The organism is Mycobacterium hubeiense, assembly GCF_002838065.1.
GTDB lineage: Bacteria > Actinomycetota > Actinomycetes > Mycobacteriales > Mycobacteriaceae > Mycobacterium > Mycobacterium hubeiense.
Map to the genome: position 1 here is coordinate 1 of NZ_PIZU01000068.1, position 15802 is coordinate 15802.

14 protein-coding genes and 1 pseudogene are annotated in these 15802 nt (G+C 65.3%); 4 read left to right on the forward strand and 11 right to left on the reverse strand.

Annotated elements, in window-relative coordinates:
- Positions 1–327 precede the first annotated feature (327 nt).
- The 11 genes and pseudogenes from CWS39_RS27005 to CWS39_RS27050 all read right to left on the reverse strand — a co-directional run bounded on the left by CWS39_RS27005 (position 328) and on the right by CWS39_RS27050 (position 12094).
- Positions 328–1539, reverse strand: coding sequence for a hypothetical protein (locus CWS39_RS27005; protein WP_233213721.1), 1212 nt, complete (start codon positions 1537–1539; stop codon positions 328–330).
- A gap of 105 nt (positions 1540–1644) precedes the next feature.
- Positions 1645–2058: pseudogene (locus tag CWS39_RS30405) on the reverse strand (TniQ family protein); the annotation flags it as partial.
- 153 nt (positions 2059–2211) lie between these two features.
- Entirely contained in the window at positions 2212–3594 is a 1383-nt protein-coding gene (gene dnaB / locus CWS39_RS27010) for a replicative DNA helicase (protein WP_102145933.1), read from the reverse strand.
- A gap of 482 nt (positions 3595–4076) precedes the next feature.
- Complete coding sequence (gene rplI / locus CWS39_RS27015; protein ID WP_102145934.1) at positions 4077–4535, reverse strand: 50S ribosomal protein L9; 459 nt, start codon at positions 4533–4535, stop codon at positions 4077–4079.
- 13 nt (positions 4536–4548) lie between these two features.
- Positions 4549–4803 (reverse strand): 30S ribosomal protein S18, encoded by a 255-nt coding sequence (gene rpsR, locus CWS39_RS27020; RefSeq protein WP_102145935.1) that lies wholly within the window; start codon positions 4801–4803, stop codon positions 4549–4551.
- 38 nt (positions 4804–4841) lie between these two features.
- Positions 4842–5354: a single-stranded DNA-binding protein gene (locus tag CWS39_RS27025; protein WP_102145936.1), complete on the reverse strand. Its 513-nt coding sequence runs from the start codon at positions 5352–5354 to the stop codon at positions 4842–4844.
- Between the two features lie 70 nt (positions 5355–5424).
- Positions 5425–5715: a 30S ribosomal protein S6 gene (rpsF, locus tag CWS39_RS27030; protein WP_102145937.1), complete on the reverse strand. Its 291-nt coding sequence runs from the start codon at positions 5713–5715 to the stop codon at positions 5425–5427.
- A 244-nt stretch (positions 5716–5959) separates the two neighbouring features.
- On the reverse strand, positions 5960–7384 hold the full coding sequence (locus CWS39_RS27035) for an NCS2 family permease (RefSeq protein ID WP_102145938.1): 1425 nt from the start codon (positions 7382–7384) through the stop codon (positions 5960–5962).
- A gap of 18 nt (positions 7385–7402) precedes the next feature.
- Positions 7403–9031 carry a glycosyltransferase family 87 protein gene (locus CWS39_RS27040; protein ID WP_102145945.1) on the reverse strand — a complete coding sequence of 543 codons (1629 nt, stop codon included), beginning with the start codon at positions 9029–9031 and terminating at the stop codon, positions 7403–7405.
- Positions 9032–9123: 92 nt separating this feature from the next.
- The gene (locus CWS39_RS27045) at positions 9124–11541 is read right to left on the reverse strand and encodes a transglycosylase domain-containing protein (RefSeq protein ID WP_102145939.1); all 2418 of its coding nucleotides are present in this window, start codon (positions 11539–11541) and stop codon (positions 9124–9126) included.
- A gap of 127 nt (positions 11542–11668) precedes the next feature.
- Entirely contained in the window at positions 11669–12094 is a 426-nt protein-coding gene (locus CWS39_RS27050) for a DUF5318 domain-containing protein (RefSeq protein ID WP_102145940.1), read from the reverse strand.
- A gap of 101 nt (positions 12095–12195) precedes the next feature.
- Between CWS39_RS27050 and CWS39_RS27055 the strand changes: the two genes are divergently transcribed.
- The 4 genes from CWS39_RS27055 to CWS39_RS27070 all read left to right on the forward strand — a co-directional run bounded on the left by CWS39_RS27055 (position 12196) and on the right by CWS39_RS27070 (position 15738).
- A complete protein-coding gene (locus CWS39_RS27055; RefSeq protein ID WP_233213722.1) occupies positions 12196–13053 on the forward strand; it encodes a DUF1707 SHOCT-like domain-containing protein in 858 nt (285 codons plus the stop codon).
- Between the two features lie 18 nt (positions 13054–13071).
- Complete coding sequence (locus CWS39_RS27060) at positions 13072–13911, forward strand: DUF1707 SHOCT-like domain-containing protein (RefSeq protein ID WP_102145942.1); 840 nt, start codon at positions 13072–13074, stop codon at positions 13909–13911.
- 136 nt (positions 13912–14047) lie between these two features.
- Complete coding sequence (locus CWS39_RS27065; protein ID WP_102145943.1) at positions 14048–14593, forward strand: PadR family transcriptional regulator; 546 nt, start codon at positions 14048–14050, stop codon at positions 14591–14593.
- 38 nt (positions 14594–14631) lie between these two features.
- A complete protein-coding gene (locus tag CWS39_RS27070) occupies positions 14632–15738 on the forward strand; it encodes an inositol-3-phosphate synthase (RefSeq protein ID WP_102145944.1) in 1107 nt (368 codons plus the stop codon).
- Positions 15739–15802: the final 64 nt, after the last annotated feature.

Here is a 15802-nt window from a genome sequence, read left to right on the forward strand (position 1 = left end):
CGCGCAACGGTGCCTCATTCAGGTTGACAGGTTCCGCGGAGCCAGCTGGTCCAACGGTGGTGCACCTTGGACTTGCCACAGCCACACCGTTTCCACGCCGTCGCGGAAGCGCATTCTCCATTCGACCTGTAAAACGCTGTTCGTGATGACGTGGACACTTGTCAGTGATCTATTGCGACTCATCGGACTTGCCTCCACCTGTGGTTTAGGGTTAGGTGCGCCACGATAGGCACCTTGGAGGTAATTGCTGGGCCGATTTCGAGAACTGCTAGCGGCATTTTCGCTAGTGCGCGGCTATTGCTGCGCACTCACGGATTTGCGTGCCACCTACCGGAATTCGAGTCCGTCAAGCAGTTCGAGAGGCGGGTGCCAGTGCACCGGCTCGTTGATTCCTTGCTGCATCAGGAAGCCGTGTGTCAATTCATCTAGTTCGGCGGCCATGGGCGGGGTGAGGCTCGCTCCGAAGGAGGTCACGAGCGTCTTCAAGCTCCGCTGGTCGAGTTCCGGGTGAGATAGCAGAGCAAGGGTCGAGGACCCGCTCATCCTCTCGATCATGTAGCACCGCGCGGGCACGACAGAGCTTTCGGTCAACAATGAGTTGGCGTCGCCTGCCACCTGTTGTTGCCAGGAGTTCTCGCTGATCAGGTCTGAGTAGTCAAGTCGGCGACGGCGTGTGTAATCGATCAGGCCGCCATGCTCCTCGAGGTAGTCGCTCAGGCGAATCAGTGCCGCGCTGATCGAGTCCCAGTAGGTCGAGCCACATAATGTCCAAAACCTCTGGTTCAGAGTGTCCGAGGTGTTCACTTCTCCCAGGAGACGCACTGCATCAACAGGTTTCAGCGTGCTGCCAGTAAGGAGCGCAGCACAGGAAAGCGTTTCGCGCATTACCACGGTCGGTCGAAGATCTGACAGAATCTGACGGGCCCACTCTGGCCACAAAGCGGCCGGCAACTTGGCCGCCATTGTGTGATCACGACTCGGGTCTGGGTCGGGTACCCGCGGCATGATCGTTGCGGTGCGGTACTGAAGTTGCTGTTCAGGTCCGAAACCGGCGCTGCGCGCCTTCAGTACGATCGCAGCAGATATCTCACCGTCCCGCCTGCATGACCGAATCTCAGCCGGACCGGTCGTTGCGTTCTGCCCCTCGATTATCGAGCGGGCGCGGTCCCCGGCATCACTGATGCTCGGCTGTGCCAGTATTCGCATCGCGATCGTTATCCCGACCGCTGCATCCAAAGCGCGTTGCGGCGCTTTGTTATTCAACGTCTCTCGCGCTCGGGTCGGAATGAAGTCGAAAGACTCCTGTCCTGTCGCCTCCTCTAGGACCCCCTTTATGGAGAGGCCGTGCTCTGAAGCGAAGTTGAGCGCCCGGTTCGCGAGACTCCCTACCGCAGCTAGAACTTCGGTCTGGGACTTCGGGTGCGCCTCGAATACGCCAAAACCGCTCCTACCGTGGTCAATAACGTCATACACCCTGCGCTGCGCCCACAAGACGGAATGGTCGTCACCGAGCAACTGCAAGGCGAGGACTGCGTTCAACGGGTGGCCGCACCTGCAGGCTGTTGGAGACGGCACGCTGCGATAGAGCTGGGTAGATCGCTGATGATTGTCACACTCAGGGCATGCATCGATGAGTAGGCAGTTGTGATGCAGGCACGCAAAGGACCAACCGAGTCGCCAAGACAACCGCCACCGGCCAGCTGTTTCGCGTATGCACGCGGGACAGAACCGCGACCACGACAACGGTCCGAAGGGAAAGTCGGGATCAAGGCGGTGCGATTCCGGATCAAGACGTAGCGCGAGGCCGTCGTAACGACTGAGCGTCATGGCCTCCAGGGAACTCATCGGCAGCCCTGTTGCCGCAGCGAGCGACTGTGCTTGGGGAGGTGACAGCCACGTCCTCCACGATGGCATTGCGGTGGCCGGCAAACCCGCGGTTGCAGCAAGTGTCCCTACGGTCAGACCCGAGGCGAGCGCGCTCGCCTCTAGCCAGGAGTCGATTGATTCGCCCTCGAGTGGGTCAATCTGCAGCGGCAACCGCCGGCGCTCGACTCTCATTTCCGGCAGCTACTTTGACAAGATCTTTGAGACGGCGGCGCCAACAGAGGCTTGACCTGCCCTTACGGCATGCGGATTGTCAGATCGACTGACGATGTTGTTTAACAATCAATGCACGCTTGTCAATCTTCGCTGCATCTCGACATTGGATGACTACACCTTCGCCATATTCGTGAACCGCGACAAATGCAGTTGGTGCGCAACGGTTATCGTCTTCGTTGGGCCGTTACGGTGCTTACCCAAGATCAAGTCCGCCTCGCCGCCTCGTGGGTCGTCACGTTCGAACGCGTCTGGCCGGTGCAGAAGTATGACGACGTCTGAGTCCTGTTCGAGGCTCCCGCTTTCACGCAAGTCGGAGATCATCGGCTTCTTGTCCGTGCGCTGCTCCGGCCCGCGATTCAGCTGGCTGATCGCCACCACCGGCACATCGAGTTCCTTGGCCATCAGCTTCATGCTGCGCGAGAACTCCGACACTTCCTGCTGGCGCGATTCGAACTTCTTGCCCGACGTCATCAGCTGCAGATAGTCCACTACCACCAGCCGCAGGTCGGCCTTCTGCTTCAGCCGGCGCGCCTTGGCACGAATCTCCATCATCGTCAGGTTCGGCGAATCGTCGATGTACAACGGCGCTTCGCTGATTTCGCTCATCCGCCGCGCCAGCCGGGTCCAGTCGTCGTCGCTCATCCGGCCCGAACGCATATCGGCCAGTTTGATCTTCGCCTCGGCCGACAGCAGCCGCATCACGATCTCGGACTTGCTCATCTCCAGCGAGAAGATGACACTAGCCAGCCGGTTCTTGATCGAACACGACCGCAGAAAGTCCAGCCCCAGAGTTGACTTCCCCACGCCCGGCCGCGCCGCGATGATGATCATCTGCCCCGGATGCAGGCCGTTGGTCACCTCGTCGAGTTCGACGAACCCCGTCGGCACCCCGCGCGCCAGCCCACCCTGTGACGCGATCGCGTCGATCTCATCCATGGTGGGCTGCAGCAGATCTTCCAGCGGCACAAAGTCTTCCGACGTCCGGTGATCGGTCACCTCATAGATCTCGGCCTGCGCCCGGTCCACCACCTCGTAGACGTCCGCGCCCTCAGCGCCCGCATATCCGTACTGCACCACCCGGGTGCCGGCCTCGACCAACCGGCGCAGTAGCGCCTTCTCCGCCACGATGCCTGCGTAGTAGCCCGCATTCGCGGCTGTCGGCACCGTCGAGATCAGCGTGTGCAGATACGGCGCCCCGCCGATGCGGCGCAGCAACCCGCGCCGGTCCAGCTCGGCCGCGACCGTCACCGCGTCGGCCGGCTCCCCGCGCCCGTACAGATCGAGGATCGCGTCGTAGACGTTCTGATGCGCCGGACGGTAGAAATCGCCTGGCCGCAATCGCTCGAGCACGTCGGCGATCGCGTCCTTGGAAAGCAGCATGCCACCGAGGACCGCTTGTTCGGCCGCCTGATCTTGCGGCGGCTGACGCCCGAAGTCCTCACTCGGCGGCGGGACGTCCATGCCCGAACGGCCAAGGTCATCCACCACAGCCACGGGATCCCACCTCCTCAAGGTCTCCGATCGAACATAGGTTCGATACCACTACCGTGACTGTAGGCCAGGCCACCGACGTCCGCCAACGCGCGAACGTCAATATCTGCCTTGCGACGGCCAACGCTAGACGTTGCTGGAGGGGTCGCAAACCCGGCCTGTTCATGAAGTTGTGCATGGGCTGTGGATATCTCTCCCCAGCCATGTTGAGTCGTTGGGGAGAACCTGTGGATCACCGACATGTTTCCTGGTATTTACGCAGATAAGCGCACCATAAAGGTGGTGGGGATCTGTGGATGGGAAATTCTTCGGCGTGTCGGCCCGGGTTGCGATCTCGGGCGTGTTGTGTTTCCGGTGGTAGCACGCCCGGTTAACGGCGCGTTAGCTTCGCTACGCACCGTTAGCCGGGCGAAGTTCGCCAGCACCTATAGCAACGCCCGGGTAAGGACTGATCAAGTCCTCACCCGGGCGTATTGACGCTGGCGTTATTGCTCGGCGACGACGTCCAGCGACACCGTCACGTCCACCCCGGGGTGCAACCGCACCGTGACCGGGTGGGTGCCCACCGTTTTGATGTGCGCCTTCTGCAACTGGACCATCCGCTTGTCCAAATTCGGCCCGCCGGCCTTCTTGATCGCATTGACGACGCCGGCCGCCGTCACCGAACCGAACAGCTTCCCGGTATCGGCCGCGGCCTTCACCGGAAGTGCCACGGGCCCAAGGGCTTCGATCGCAGCCTTCAGTTCGTTGGCGTGCTCGAGGCCACGCACCGTCTTGAGCTCGCGGGCCCGGCGAATGTCGTCGGCCTGCTTCTGCGCGCCACGAGACGCCACGATCGCCAGCCCACGCGGTAGCAGGTAGTTGCGCCCGTAGCCGTCCTTGACCTCGACGGTGTCGCCGGGCGCTCCGAGATGGTCCACCTCGGCGGTGAGAATCAATTTCATTGTCCAGTCCTGCCTATCGCGTCGACGAGCTGAACGGCAGCAGCGCCACCTCGCGGGCATTCTTGACCGCCGTCGCGATATCGCGCTGGTGCTGCACGCAGTTGCCGGTCACTCGGCGGGCGCGGATCTTGCCGCGCTCGCTGATGTAAGTCCGCAGCAGTGCGGTGTCCTTGTAGTCGATGACCTGCCCCTTCTTGGAGCAGAACACGCACTTGCGTGTCTTGACCGGCTTCTCGGGCGCCGGACGTCGCTTGTTGGCCTTGGCCATATGTCTATCTCTTTCTGGAATCGCTGATTGTTCTTGAGTCAGAAGGGCGGTTCATCGTCGCCGCCGCTGAAGGACCCGGACGCCGGGGCGCTGCCCCACGGATCGTCAGCCTTGGCTTCCGGCTCCGAGGCGCCGCCCGCCGCACGGGATCCGCCGCCGCCGAAGCCGCCGCCTCCCCCGCCGCTGCGGCTGGCCTTGTTCACCTTGGCGGTCGCGTACCGCAGCGACGGGCCGATCTCGTCGACCTCAACCTCGACGACGGTGCGCTTCTCGCCCTCACGGGTCTCGAACGAACGCTGCTTGAGCCGCCCCTGCACGATCACGCGGGATCCCCGCACGAGGCTTTCGGCCACGTTCTCGGCGGCCTCACGCCAGATGTTGCACCGCAAAAACAGCGCCTCGCCGTCCTTCCATTCCCCGCTTTGACGGTCATAGATGCGCGGTGTCGACGCCACGGTGAAGTTGGCGACGGCCGCACCCGACGGGGTGAAGCGCAGTTCCGGGTCGGCGGTCAGGTTTCCGACGACGGTGATGGTGGTGTCACCAGCCACGAGATCCTCCTGCAGTGGGGCGTCTAGTTGCGCGCGAGCCTACGCAAGGCGCACGACAACGGGGTGGCGTTCAGTGCTTGTCGGTCCGCAGCACCTTGGTCCGCAGCACGGACTCGTTCAGGCTGAGCTGGCGGTCCAGCTCGGACACCGTGGCCGGGTTGGCCTTCACATCGATGACGGCGTAGATGCCCTCGGCGTGCTTGGCGATCTCGTAGGCCAGCCGCCGGCGGCCCCAGATGTCGACCTTCTCGACACTGCCGCCGTCCTTGCGGATGACGTTCAGGAACGCCTCCAACGATGGAGCTACGGTGCGCTCGTCAAGGGTGGGGTCAAGAATGACCATGATTTCGTATGGACGCATGGAAACCTCATCACCTCCTGTGGTCGTGTACGGCCACGGTCGGTCCGTGGCAGGAGGGTCGCCTGCGTCGGCAACCGGGCCAGGTTACCGGAAAAGGGTGTGACCTGTGAAATCGGTGGCCTGCCGGCGGCGCACGCGTGGCGCCTGAGCGAAGCGGCCGTTATGCCTAGGTTTTAAGCCACTATGTGGCACGAATCCTCGGCATACGCCGCGCGGCCGGACTGCGCCACTCATGGCTTCAAGGTCATCCCATGCCGATGAGCGACTCGATCCAGCCCCGCGCGAAGTAGACGAGGAAACCGGCGGCGACGATCCACAGCAGCGGGCTGATCTCGCGCGCCTTACCGACCGCCGAGCGCAGCACCACCCACGCGATGAAGCCCACGCCGATGCCGTTGGCGATCGAGTAGGAGAACGGCATCACCACCACGGTCAGCACGACGGGCAGCGCCACCGAGAACTCCGAGATGTCCGCAAAGCTGATGTGCCGAAGATGGGTCGCCATCATCGTGCCGACGACGACCAACGCCGCCGCGGCCACCTCCGTCGGCACGATCGACGCCACCGGCGCGATGAACATCGCCGCGAGAAACAGCGCGCCCGTGACGAGGTTCGCGACACCCGTGCGCGCGCCCTCCTCGATGCCGGCACCCGACTCGATGAAGACCGTGTTCGACGACGCCGACGTGGCCCCGCCCACGGCCGCGCCGGCACCCTCGACGACCAGCGCCGCGCGCAGCCGCGGGAACGTGCCCTTCGCGTCGGCCAGGCCCGCTTCCCGAGACAGCCCCGTGAACGTGCCCATCGCGTCGAAGAAGTTCGCGAACACCAACGTGAACACCAACATGCTGGCCGCCAGGATCCCGATGCGGCCGAAGCTGTCGAGGCTGACCGCGCCGACGAGCGACAGGTCGGGCCACGCGAACGGCGAGCCCGAGAGTGTCGGCACCGAAAGGCTCCAGCCGCCCGGCTTTTCGGTCGCCGACCCGAGGTGCCAGATGGCTTCGACGACGACCGCGACCAGCGTGCCCGCCACCAGGCCGATGAGGATGGCGCCCCGCACCTTTCGGGCCACGAGGACGCCGGTCACCAACAGCGTGACGACGAACACCACCGTCGGCACGGTGTTGATCGACCCGGCGCCGCCGGCCCCGAGACCGACGGGCGGCGAAGCGATTCCAGTCGACCCGATGAAGCCGGCGTCGACCAGTCCGATGAACAAGATGAACAACCCGATGCCCGACGTGATCGCGATCTTCAGCTGCATCGGCACGGCATCGAAGACCAGTCTGCGCAGCCCGGTCACCGCCAGCGCCACGATGATGAGCCCGTTGACGACGACGAGGCCCATCGCCTCGGGCCAGCTGAGCGAGCCGACGACCGTCGTCGCCAGGAACGAATTGATGCCCAGGCCCGCGGCGAACGCAAACGGCAGCCGAGCTATCACACCGAACAGGATCGTCATCACCCCGGCGGCCAGCGCCGTCGTCGCTGAGACTTGCGCGAACTCGAGCCGGTTGCCGTCGACATCCTCGGCCCCCGACAAGATGATCGGGTTCAGCACGATGATGTAGGCCATCGCAATGAAAGTGACCAGGCCGCCGCGTATCTCGGTGCCGAGCGTCGACCCCCGCGCCGAGATCTCGAAGAAGCGGTCCAGACGACTCATGCGTCTGACCCTAAGGGGTTATTGGCGGGACAACTCGGGTTCTGAGGGCGCGACACCCGCCGGCGCCACCCTTACCCGCGCCGCCGACGGGCGTAGCCAGTCGGGCAGCCAGTGCGGCGGATCGTCGGGCGCCCGGTCGAACACCCCGCCCGACGGGTCGTCCACCCTGCCGCGCCACCGAACCAGATCCAGCTTCGGCCGATAGATCTGACGAATCACCAACGCGCACATGGCAATGACGGCGATGTCACGTACCAGCACCGTCGCCGTGAACCACTGCTCGGGCAGCCCGCGGTTCTGCTCGCCGTACAGATACATCATCCGCGGTATCCACACCAGCGCGTCGATCGTCATCCAGGCCAACAGGATGCGTCGATGCGGTAGCGCGAGCACCGCCAGCGGCACCAGCCACAGCGAGAACTGCGGGCTCCACACCTTGTTGGTGAGCAGGAACGTGGCCACCACCAGGAACGCCAACTGGGCCAGCCGCGGCCGCTGCTTGGCCGTCAGGGCGATGTAAGCGATTGCGATGCAACAGGATCCGAAGAACACCGCGGATACCGTGTTGAGCACAGTCGGCGGCTGCCAGAACCCGAGATCCGGGTCGAAGCCCCGCCATCCGGTGAACGACTTGACGACGTTGTACAGCGAATCCATGTCGTCGCCGCGGCGGGTGTTGAGCCGGAAGAACTCCGACCATCCGCGCGGAAACAGCACCATCACAGGCAGATTCACAATCAGCCACGTCACGACGGCGGCCAGTGCCGTGCGCCCCACCTCCCGCAGCCGCCCTGTGCGCACGCCCAAAACCAGCAGCGGGCCCAGCAACAGCAGCGGATAGAGCTTCAAAGCCACGCCGGCGCCGATCAGCACGCCGGCCAACACCGGTCGTCGCCGCGCCCACGCCAACAAGGCCCCGACCGCACAAGCCGTCGCCAACGCATCGAAATTGGTGAAGATCTGGAAGATCACCAACGGCGACGCCGCCACCAATGCGGCATCCCACACCCGCCGCCCGGCCAGCTGCGCGGTCGCCCACACCGTGACCAGCCACGCCAACGCCAACCCGAACGCGGAGATGTTGAAGAACATCACCACCTCGGCGATGACCGGTATCGACACCAGCTTGGTCAGCGCGGTGTACGTCTTCGCCAATGCCATCGACACGTACTGGTAGATGCCCGTCAGCACCGGATACTCCATGTAGCGCACCGCGATGTTGCCGTCGTACTGGATGCGCGGCTCGCCCACCGCGTCCTTCTCTATCCAGCTCGACTTGTACGGAAACTTGCCCTGGTTCAACAACTCTGCCGTGTAGAGCGGAACGGTGTCGGAGTAGCACAGCTGGTAGTACGCCCGGTTGTTGTCCCAGTTGGCCACCCTCTGGTCGGCGGTGCCGGTGCCGGTGGTCTGCAAGCACGCCGCCTTGGTGGAGTAGCCGAGCGCCAAGAACACCAGGGCGATCAAGAACATCACCCGCAGCGGCGTCAGGAAGCGCTGCCGGCCGATGAGGGCGTGGCGGCCCACCGGCCCGCCGATGACGTTTGACAGCGCCGCACCAATCGTGTCGGTGCGGCTGGGCAGGTCACGGTCGTCGGCGCTGCGCAGATCACCGGCCAGCGGAGCTGGCGATACGACACCGGCCAGCGGAGCTGGCGATACGACACCGGCCTGCGGAGCCGGCGATGCGTCCTCCGCCAGTGGCGTCGGCGAGATCACCTCGCTCTCACGCCGCTCGCTCACGGAGGCGGCGGCGGTCCAGGCGGAGGTCCAGGCATGCCGGGCGGAGCCGGCGGGGGCGCCGGCAGACCCGGCGGTGGCACAGGAGCACCCGGCGGCGGTGGCGGTCCGAGCGGCACGGTGGTCGGCGGACCTATCGGAATCGTAATCCCCGGCGCCACTTCAATTGTCGGCTGAATAACGGTTTCCGACGGCGTCGGCGGTGTCGTGGTCAGCGGCGAATCCGGCGACTGCGGCCCCTGCTGCCGTTGCGTCGACGGCGCCTGCGGCACGCCCGCGTACCCGCCGATCTCTGTGGGCTTGGGGAAGGATTCGAAGTCGGTGTCCTCGAGGGCGCCGTCCATCGTCGCTTTCCAGATGTCGGACGGCAGCCCGGAACCGTAAACTGCGCCGCCCCACTTGTTCACCAGTGGTTTGCGGCCTTCGGTGGTGCCGACCCAGACCGCGGTCGACAGCGACGGCGTATAGCCGACCATCCACGCGTCGCGGTTGGCGTCGGTGTCGCCGAGCTGGTGGGTGCCCGTCTTCGCCGCCGAGGGACGACCACCGGCCAGGGCGTGACCCTTGGAGTAGGCGGCGATCGGCTGCATGGCAGAGGTGACGTTGTCGGCGACGGCCTTGTCGACGCGCTGCTCGCCGTTGTCCTGCTGGCTGGCGTCGAACAACACCTGCCCGTCGGAGTTGACGACCTTCTGCACGAAGTGCGGCGGGTGATACATCCCGGAATTGGCCAGGGTCGCGTACGCCGAGGCCATATCGATCACCCGGGTCTGGTACTGCCCCAACACGACTCCGTTGTTGGGCGGCCCGCCCTGGCCGTCTTCTGACAGCGTGTGCTCGACACCGGGGAAGCTTTCGGCCACCCCGAGCTTGTGCGCGGCGTCGGCGACGTCCTGCGGCCCGTTCTCCAGCTTGAGCATCAGCCGGTAGAAGCTGGTGTTCAGCGACTGCTTGAGCGCCTCTGCGATGCTACAGACCCCGCAGCCGCCGCCTTCGACGTTGTTGATCTCGATGCCGTTGACGGTCAGCGGCGAGCTGTCGATCTGATACCCCAGCCCGATGCCCTGCTCGAGCGCCGCGACCAAAGCGAACACCTTGAACGACGACCCCGTGGGCAGGCCGGCCTGGGCGAAGTCGAATCCGTTGGCGTCCGAACCGCCGTAATAGGCCTTCACCCCACCGGTACGCGGGTCGATGGAGACCACCGCGGCGCGCATGTCGGGGTCTTGGCCCTCGAGGTACTCCGCGACCGCCTCCTCGGCGGCCTTCTGCGCCTTGGGATCGATGGTCGTGGTGATCTGCAGACCCTCGGTGTTGAGCGTCTGCTCGCTGATGTTGAACAGATCCAGCAGTTCCTTGGTGACCTGCCGTTCGATCAGGCCGTTCGGGCCGGTGGTCTGGTTCTGGTTGCGCGCCAGGTCCGGCGGCACCGTCGGCGGAAACACCTGCGCGGCACGCTCATTGGCCGGCAACGCGCCGATGTCGACCATGCCGTCGAGCACCCAGTTCCACCGCTCGGCCGCGGCGTCGGGATTAACGGCCGGGTCCAGGCCCGACGGCTGCTGGATCAGCGCGGCCAACAGCGCACCCTCGGCGACGGTGAGTTGCTCGACGGGTTTGTTGAAGTAGGCCTTTGACGCCGCTGCGACGCCGTAGGCACCGCGGCCGAAGTAGATGATGTTCAGATACGACTGCAGCACTTGGTCTTTTGACCACTGCCCGGACATCTTCGTCGAGATGACGAGCTCCTTGGCCTTACGGATGAGACCGCCCAGCCCGGCGCGTTCGGAGCCGACGAGTGCGTTCTTGACGTACTGCTGGGTGATGGTGGAGCCGCCCTGGGTGTCGCCGCCGAAGATGTTGTTTTTGATCGCGCGGGCGAAGCCGGTGAACGAGAAACCGGGATTGGAATAGAAGTCGCGGTCCTCGGCCGCCATCACCGCGTTGCGCACCTGCACCGGTATCTGGTCGATGTTGACGTCGATGCGATTGCCCTCGGGCGGAACGATTTTCGCGATCTCACTGCCATCGCTGGCCAGGATCGTCGACACCTGGTTGGTGCGGATGTCACCGGGCTGCGGCACGTCGACGATCATGTAGGCCATACCGAACGTGACCAGCGGCAGCACAAACAGCACGGCCGCGGTCACATACAGCGCGCGGCGCACCCACTTCCAATTGATGTGGTGCTTGAGCTCAGGTCGCGGTTCGGACGGTGGACCGCTCGGCGGGCCGCCGTCGCCTCTGGGGCGGCGGGGCGGCGGTGTCTTGGGAGGCGGCGTGTTGGGTGGCGTGCCATCCAACGCGGCCTTGACCACGTCGATCGGGTCACGCAGATGCGCCGGGGTGTCACGGACCGGCGGAATGACCGCGGTCAGCCGATCGTCGGGCGGGACACCAGCCCTGGCTCGCCGCATGCCCTCCGGAGCGCCCCGCCGGCCGGTTGGACTCTCGTTGACACGGTGCCTGGGGCGACCGGCGCGCACACCGTCAGCCGGCTGTCCCGCACGGACATCACTGGCTGACCGGTCGTGGCGCCCTTCGCTATTCACTGGCCGTACGCGCGGACTTGCGCGCCGTCCGAGTGCCGCGCGGCGCCTTCGGGGGCCGGACCGCGCCGAGCACGTATGACTTGACCAAGTGATTCCAACTGCAGGTGCGGCATACCTCCACCACGTGTACCGAGAACTCGTCGAATCGGGACGCCAACAAGACCAACTCCTCCGCGGTGCGCGCCGAACCAGAGACGGCGCCCAGGTGGTCACCGAACACCCAAGACACCAGCGTGAGTTGTTCCTTACGACAGATCGGGCACATCACCGAACTGGGCTTCCCGTGGAACTTCGCGGCCCGCAGCAGATACGGATTGGCGTCGCAGACCTCTGAAACACCGGTCCGTCCCGAGTAGACCTCGGCCAGCAGGGACCGGCGCCGAAGCGCGTAGTCCACCACCTGTCGCTGCAGTCGCACGGTGACCAGAGTACGTCGGCGATGCGTCCGCCGAGGCGCGACTGCACCGGGTTGCCCATCGGGCCTGCGTCGACGACACCTCAACTCATACGATCATCGACGTGGCGACCCGGGCGAGAGACAGCGACCGCACCGCCACCTGCCAGGCCCTCGACGACGCGCTGGCCGAAGGCCAGCTCACCATGGCGGAGCATCAGCACCGGGTCGCGATTGCGATCAAGGCCACCACCCTCGGCGAACTGCAGGGGTTGGTCACCGATCTGCAGCCGTCCTACGGCGCGATCGAGCGATCCACTCCGAATCGTTCGCGTCGAATGGTGGCGACGACGGCTGCCACCGCGGCTCTTCTCGCCGTGCTCGGCCTCATCAGCTGGGGGCTCTTCGGTCACGTCAGCTCGCCCGACCCGGCAGCCGAGAGCCCGGTCCAGGCGGTCGAGAGCCCGGCGCCGACCAAGGCCGCGGAGCCGAAGCCGGACGAGGTGGCGCCGGAGGTGCTGATCGTGCCGCGGGAATTCCACACGGTCGACGGGCTGACCGGACTGATCGAACAGATCCGCAAGCGCTTCGGCGACACCATGGGCATCGAGCTCGCGGTGACCCCTGACGAGGCGTATCTCTACCGCGCGGATCCGACCGACGATCAGGTGAAGCTGCTCTACCGCTATCAGGGCGGCTGGGGAGATCCGTCCCGCAAGCTCCGAGACGCCACGGACGTCCCCGCCGACCTGGCCGCGTTCGACGTGCCTGCGGCGACCGAGATGCTGCGGAACGCGCCGGCGACGCTGGGCATCGATCCTGCCGACGTGTCGGGCGCTTTCCTCGACGTCGACCACATCCAGGATCCGGCCGGGCCGGGCGCGCTGGAGTTGTTGATCAAGGTCGACACGAAGTCCGGCGGCAGCGGGCTGATCTACCTCGACGGTGCAAGCAACATCAAGCGCGTCGAATACCCCAGTTGAGGCCCTACGATCATCGTCGTGGCAACCCGGCAGACGGCAGGCACGCGGGCGAAGGACTCCGACCGCAACGACACGTGTCGGATCCTCGACACGGCGCTGGCCGAAGGGCAGCTGTCGGGGACGGAGCACCGGGAGCGGGTGCGCGCCGCGACGCATGCGGCCACGCTGGGCGAACTGCAATCCCTCGTCGCGGACCTGCAGACCGCCAACGCCCCGGTGCAGCTTCCGCATCTGAAAAAGCCGCTCGTTGCTGGTGGGTGGGGCATCAAGGCCGCCGTCGCCGCGGTGCTGGTGGTGCTGGGTATCGCGGTCGGCTGGGGGCTGTTCGGCAACGGCAGTTCGCCGCTGCGGTCCGCCGACCCGGGTGCGCAGGCCGACGGCGTCGCGCCGGTGGTGTTGACCCCGCCGAGGCAGTTGCATTCGCTCGGCGGCCTGACCGGGTTGATGGAGCAGATGAAGCAGAAGTTCGGCGACACCACGGGCTACCGGCTCGTGGTGTATCCGGACTATGCGTCGCTGACCCGTCCCGACCCCGGCGAGGACCGGCGGGAGCTGAACTACTCCTACCGCGGCGGCTGGGACGACCCGTCGAGCGGTTCGAAGAGTCCCGATGCGGTCACAGTCGACCTCAGCAAGTTCGATGCGAAGACCGTCGTCGGGGTGCTGCGCGGGGCACCGGAAACGCTCGGCATCAAGCCGGCCGACGTCGAAAGCAGCTATCTGATCTTCGAGCCGAGCACCGATCCGACCACGCCCGGCGCCCTGGATGTGTCGGTGTACGTCTCCAGTGACTTCGGCAGCGGCTACATCGAACTGGCCGGCGACGGCGCCGTGAAGCGGATCCACTATCCGAGCTGATGGCCGGGCGCGTGTTGCCGCCGAATATATCGGCGCGATACTATGGCGCGAGGTGTCGAAGCGTCGTAGCGGCTGAGCTGCAACCACGCCGCAACCAGGCCGCAACCAAGCTGCTGATTTGTAGGGAGGTGACTCGATGCTGGAGCTTGCCATCCTCGGGCTTCTGCTCGAGTCGCCGATGCATGGCTATGAGCTGCGCAAACGCCTCACCGGCCTGCTCGGCGCCTTCCGCGCCTTCTCATACGGGTCGCTCTATCCGGCGCTGCGCCGCATGCAAGCCGACGGCCTCATTGTCGAAGACTCCGCGCCGGACGGCGTTCCGAAAATGCGCCGCGCCCGCCGGGTCTATCGCCTGACCGAAGCGGGTAAACAGCGCTTCGCCGAGCTCGTCGCGGATACCGGTCCACAGAACTATTCCGACGACGGGTTCGGTGTTCATCTCGCATTCTTCAACCGCACGCCGGCCGAGGCCAGGATGCGGATCTTGGAGGGGCGCCGCCGCCAGGTGGAGGAACGCCGGGAAGGCCTGCGTGAAGCAGTGGCGCGGGCAAGTAGTTCGTTCGATCGGTACACCCGCCAGCTGCACCAGCTGGGGCTGGAGTCCAGCGAGCGCGAAGTGAAATGGCTCAACGAATTGATCGCGGCCGAACGGACGGCCCAGGGCCGAGCCGAACAGCCGTAGCAGTACCGAGTTAGTACGGAGAGGAAGAACGTCGTCAAATGACTGAGCACATCGGAGCCGCTTCGCCGGCGACATCCAACTCAGAGGTGCGGGTCGCAATTGTTGGTGTAGGCAACTGCGCGTCATCGCTGGTGCAGGGCGTGCAGTACTACCACGACGCCGACGAGAACGCGAACGTGCCCGGCCTGATGCATGTGCGGTTCGGCCCGTATCACGTTCGCGACGTGAAGTTCGTGGCGGCGTTCGACGTCGACGCCAAGAAGGTGGGCTTCGACCTCTCGGAGGCCATCTTCGCCTCGGAGAACAACACCATCAAGATCGCCGACGTGCCGCCGGCCAACGTCATCGTGCAGCGCGGCCCGACCCTCGACGGCATCGGCAAGTACTACGCGGACACCATCGAGGTGTCCGACGTCGAGCCGGTGGACGTGGTCAAGGTGCTCAAGGAAGCCAACGTCGACGTTCTCGTCTCCTATCTGCCCGTCGGCTCGGAAGAGGCCGACAAGTTCTACGCGCAGTGTGCGATCGATGCCGGCGTCGCGTTCGTCAACGCGCTGCCCGTGTTCATCGCGTCGGACCCGGTGTGGGCGAAGAAGTTCGAAGACGCCGGCGTGCCGATCGTCGGTGACGACATCAAGAGCCAGGTGGGCGCGACCATCACCCACCGCGTGATGGCCAAGCTGTTCGAGGACCGCGGCGTGCAACTCGACCGCACCATGCAGCTCAACGTCGGCGGCAACATGGACTTCCTCAACATGCTCGAGCGCGAGCGGCTGGAGTCCAAGAAGATCTCCAAGACCCAGGCCGTCACCTCCAACCTGCAGCGCGAGTTCAAGACCAAGGACGTGCACATCGGCCCGTCCGATCACGTCGGCTGGCTCGACGACCGCAAGTGGGCCTATGTGCGACTGGAGGGCCGCGCCTTCGGCGACGTGCCGCTGAACCTGGAGTACAAGCTCGAGGTGTGGGACTCACCGAACAGCGCCGGCGTCATCATCGACGCGGTCCGCGCGGCCAAGATCGCCAAGGACCGCGGCATCGGCGGCCCGGTGGTGGCCGCGTCGGCGTACCTGATGAAGAGCCCGCCGCAGCAGCTGCCCGACGACGTCGCTCGGGCGCAGCTCGAGGACTTCATCGAAGGCTAGATTCTTTCGCGTTGATGTGATGAATGGGCGGGGCCTCCGCTCCTCGTGTCCGTTCCGAGCGCGC

What these genes read in the sequence shown, in the direction of transcription:
- rpsF (WP_102145937.1), bottom strand. Translation starts at nt 5,715, where the DNA reads ATGCGTCCATACGAAATCATGGTCATTCTTGACCCCACCCTTGACGAG.
- CWS39_RS27035 (WP_102145938.1), bottom strand. Translation starts at nt 7,384, where the DNA reads ATGAGTCGTCTGGACCGCTTCTTCGAGATCTCGGCGCGGGGGTCGACG.
- rpsR (WP_102145935.1), bottom strand. Translation starts at nt 4,803, where the DNA reads ATGGCCAAGGCCAACAAGCGACGTCCGGCGCCCGAGAAGCCGGTCAAG.
- CWS39_RS27065 (WP_102145943.1), top strand. Translation starts at nt 14,048, where the DNA reads ATGCTGGAGCTTGCCATCCTCGGGCTTCTGCTCGAGTCGCCGATGCAT.
- CWS39_RS27045 (WP_102145939.1), bottom strand. Translation starts at nt 11,541, where the DNA reads ATGCGGCGAGCCAGGGCTGGTGTCCCGCCCGACGATCGGCTGACCGCG.
- rplI (WP_102145934.1), bottom strand. Translation starts at nt 4,535, where the DNA reads ATGAAATTGATTCTCACCGCCGAGGTGGACCATCTCGGAGCGCCCGGC.
- CWS39_RS27070 (WP_102145944.1), top strand. Translation starts at nt 14,632, where the DNA reads ATGACTGAGCACATCGGAGCCGCTTCGCCGGCGACATCCAACTCAGAG.